Here is a 3,778-nt window from a genome sequence, read left to right on the forward strand (position 1 = left end):
CATGGCAGAAAAACTCAGCGAAGGTATAGTGGCCCACTTCAAGGCCCGCCCGCCGGCGGGCAGCTGGCTGGCGTCCAATGGCGGCGCCGGTCGCGAACACACGATTGCCCGCGGCGACACCCTGTCCGGCATCGCAGCGCGCTACAACGTTTCCGTTGCCGACCTGAAAAAAGTCAACGGAATGGCGACTTCCATGATCCGGGTGGGTCAGAAGTTGATGATTCCTTCTGGTTGAGGGCTGATGTGGCACCTCGCTGCGAGCAAGAGGCTGACGTCCGAGTGTGGTGGCGGCAGGCTGCTGGGGATGGGTTTTCAAAACCGCTGTGAACCCATCCCTGGGAGCTGCGGCGCAAACATCCTGTTTGCGACGCTTTTGAAAACCCATCCCCATCATCCTGCCTTAGCTTAGAGGTATTGGGGTCTAAAAAGGTCGCAGCCTGTGCGGAGCGCAGAAGTACGAAGTTAAGCTGGAGTGGCGGGTATAAGTTTTTGGAAGCGTCGGCGACAGGGACGTCGCCGACGCAGCGTACATGGACGTATTCACAGCGGTTCCAAAAACTTATACCCGGTGCTCCAGCGCCACCGCAATACAATAGAACTCCGATAGCGTGGTTTGATTCGTGCTATGGGGTTCAAAGCCAAATGCAAGATCCAATGCCCGAAAATATCCAATTACTGTCCCCGAGATTAGCCAACCAGATCGCCGCCGGTGAGGTGGTTGAGCGCCCGGCTTCCGTGATCAAGGAGCTGCTGGAAAACAGCCTCGATGCCGGTGCTAGCCGCTTGGAAGTGGACCTGGATGCGGGCGGGGTCAAGCGCATCATGGTGCGGGACAACGGCAAGGGCATCGAAAAGGAAGACCTGCACCTGGCGCTGGCCCGTCACGCCACCTCCAAGATCCACGCACTGGAAGACCTGGAAGCGGTGGCCACCCTCGGTTTCCGCGGTGAGGCCCTCGCCAGTATTTCCTCCGTGGCCCGTCTCACCCTCACCAGCAGCCGCGAGGAAACCGGCAAGGGCTGGGTGGTGTCCGCAGAGGGGCGCGAGATGGAAACCCAGCTGGCCCCCGCAGCACATCCCCGCGGCACCACCGTCGAAGTGCGGGACCTGTTCTTCAATACCCCCGCGCGGCGAAAATTCCTGCGCACGGAAAAAACCGAATTCAACCGCGTCGACGAGACCATCAAACGCCTCGCGCTGTCGCGCTTCGATGTTTCCATCAGTCTGCGCCACAACGGCAAGGGTGTGCACAACCTGCGCGGCGGCACCAGCCGCGCGGAAATGGAGCGCCGAGTGGCGCAGTTGTGCGGGCCGGCGTTTATGCAGAATGCGCTGCATATCGATATCGAGCGCAGCGGCCTGCGCATGTGGGGATGGGTCGCGGAGCCGGCGTTTTCCCGCTCCCAGGCGGATCTGCAGTTTTTCTACGTCAATGGCCGCGCCATCCGCGACCGGGTGGTGAGCCACGCGGTGCGCCGCGCCTTTGCCGACGTGCTGTATCACGGCCGCCACCCGGCGTTTGTACTGTATCTGGAGCTGGACCCGGCGTCGGTGGATGTGAACGTACATCCCACCAAGCACGAGGTGCGCTTTCGCGACAGCCGCCTGGTACACGACTTCCTGTTTGGCTCCCTGCACCGCGCGCTGGCGGATGTGCGCCCGGGGCAGCGGGAGGAGAGCGAAGAGGCTGCACCGCAGGTATCCGGGGTGGCCGCCGGCGAATTTTCCGGGCAGGAGCGGATGCCGCTTTCCCAGGTGCCGGCACAATCGCCCGCTCAGGGTCCGGCGCAACCCGCAGTGAGCAGTGGATTTGGTGAGCGCAGCTCGCCGGCGCGGATTCAGCAGCAGATGCAGGGCTATGGCGAACTGCACCGGCCCTATGCTGGTGGCGTCGCCGAGGCGCCGGCCGCCACTGCAGCGGTCCCACAGTCGCAATCCTGGAACACCGGGATTGCCGCGGAGGCAGAGGGTGAGACACCCCCGCTGGGGTTCGCCATCGCGCAGCTGCACGGTATCTATATCTTGGCCCAGAACGAGCACGGCATGATCGTGGTGGACATGCACGCGGCCCACGAGCGCATTGTCTACGAGCGGATGAAATCTGCCCACGCTGCCGGCGGTATTCAGGCCCAGCCGCTGCTGGTGCCGGTGAGTCTGGCGGTGAGTGAGCGCGAGGCAGACTGCTTCGAGGAGCGTGAGGAAGTCTTTACTGCGCTGGGGTTTGTACTGCAGCGCGGGGGGCCCGAAACCCTGATGGTGCGACAGGTGCCCACGATGCTGCACGGCGCACCGGTGGAGCAGCTGGTGCGGGACGTGCTGAGCGATCTGTTGGCCGAGGGCAGCAGCGACCGTATCGGCGACAAGATCAACGAGATCCTTTCCACCATGGCCTGTCACGGCTCCGTGCGCGCCAATCGCAAGCTGACCATTCCGGAAATGAACGGGTTGCTGCGGGACATGGAGCGCACCGAGCGCAGTGGCCAGTGCAATCACGGCCGCCCCACCTGGACCCAGGTTAAGCTGTCCGATATGGACAAATGGTTTATGCGTGGCCAATAAAAATCTACTGCGCGGGTGCTAAAGGTGTCTGTATGAACAGTTCTAAGCCCCGCGCCATCTTTCTGATGGGGCCGACGGCCTCGGGCAAGACCGATCTGGCCATGGCGATCAGCGACCAGTTGCCGGTCGAGCTGATCAGTGTCGACTCCGCGCTGGTGTATCGCGGGCTGGATATCGGCTCGGCCAAGCCCACCCCGGAGGAGCTGGCCCGTTACCCCCACCGCCTGATCGATATCTGCGACCCCGCGGAGAGCTATTCCGCGGGAAGGTTTCGCGAGGATGCGCTGGCGGCGATGGAGGAAATCAGCGGGCGCGGCAAAATTCCGCTGCTGGTGGGCGGAACCATGCTCTATTTCCGCGCTCTATTGCACGGGATGGCGGAAATGCCCGAGGCCGACCCCGCGTTTCGCGCCGACATAGAGGCGCGCGCGGCAAAAGAGGGCTGGCCCGCGCTGCACGCGGAACTGGAGAGAGTCGACCCGGCCCTGGCCGCGGAGCTGCACCCGAATCACTCGGTGCGCATCGAGCGGGCGCTGGAGGTCTACCACCTCACCGGCAAGACCATGACCCAGTTGCGGGCGGAGCAGGAAAAAGACTCGCTGACGGAGCGCTACAACATCCAGCAGCTGGCGATAATGCCGCGGGACAGGTCGATACTGCACCAGCGCATTGCCCTGCGTTTCGAGCGTATGCTGGAGCGCGGGTTTATCGAGGAGGTGCGGGCCCTGCGCGCCCGCGGCGACCTGCACCAGGACCTGCCGGCGATTCGCGCGGTGGGCTACCGCCAGGTCTGGCAGTACCTCGCGGGAGAGCTCGACTACCCGCAGATGGTGGAAGCGGGCATCGCAGCCACCCGTCAGCTCGCCAAGCGCCAGCTCACCTGGCTGCGGCGCTGGCCGGATGTGCAGTATATTTGCGCTCAGGAGCCTGGCGGCAAAATCCGCAAAATTGACGAAATGTTATCTGAGGCCTTGAAATTTCTTGGTTGAGCAGCCATAACGTGAGTGGGCCGGTGTATCCGGACCTGATCAGTCAGTTATTCACAGAGCCTTTGTTAAATGCGGCTCTTTTTTATACGCCTTTTCACCATGGCCGTCTTTAGTCCGCGGGGTTCGCGGGCGCGATCGTGCGTCATCTGGCGGTTTATCTTTTGGCAAGGAGAAAAAAGATGTCAAAAGGGCACAGCTTACAAGACCCTTACCTCAATGTTCTGCGTAAA

At 62.4% G+C, this 3,778-nt stretch carries 3 protein-coding genes; all 3 read left to right on the forward strand.

Translation table 11 applies throughout. From position 1 onward, the window contains the following. On the forward strand, positions 1-235 hold a 235-nt coding region (locus tag QZ511_RS16495), incomplete at its 5' end, for a LysM peptidoglycan-binding domain-containing protein (RefSeq protein WP_295804166.1). Positions 236-654: 419 nt separating this feature from the next. Continuing rightward, a complete protein-coding gene (gene mutL, locus QZ511_RS16500) occupies positions 655-2,559 on the forward strand; it encodes a DNA mismatch repair endonuclease MutL (RefSeq protein ID WP_295804169.1) in 1,905 nt (634 codons plus the stop codon). A 32-nt stretch (positions 2,560-2,591) separates the two neighbouring features. Beyond that, positions 2,592-3,548: a tRNA (adenosine(37)-N6)-dimethylallyltransferase MiaA gene (gene miaA, locus QZ511_RS16505; protein ID WP_295804171.1), complete on the forward strand. Its 957-nt coding sequence runs from the start codon at positions 2,592-2,594 to the stop codon at positions 3,546-3,548. The last annotated feature ends 230 nt before the right edge of the window (positions 3,549-3,778 follow it).

The sequence above is a fragment of the uncultured Microbulbifer sp. genome, from assembly GCF_913055755.1.
Lineage (GTDB): Bacteria > Pseudomonadota > Gammaproteobacteria > Pseudomonadales > Cellvibrionaceae > Microbulbifer.

Coding starts and splice junctions, on each gene's coding strand:
- mutL (WP_295804169.1), top strand. CDS start 655: ATGCCCGAAAATATCCAATTACTGTCCCCGAGATTAGCCAACCAGATC.
- miaA (WP_295804171.1), top strand. CDS start 2,592: ATGAACAGTTCTAAGCCCCGCGCCATCTTTCTGATGGGGCCGACGGCC.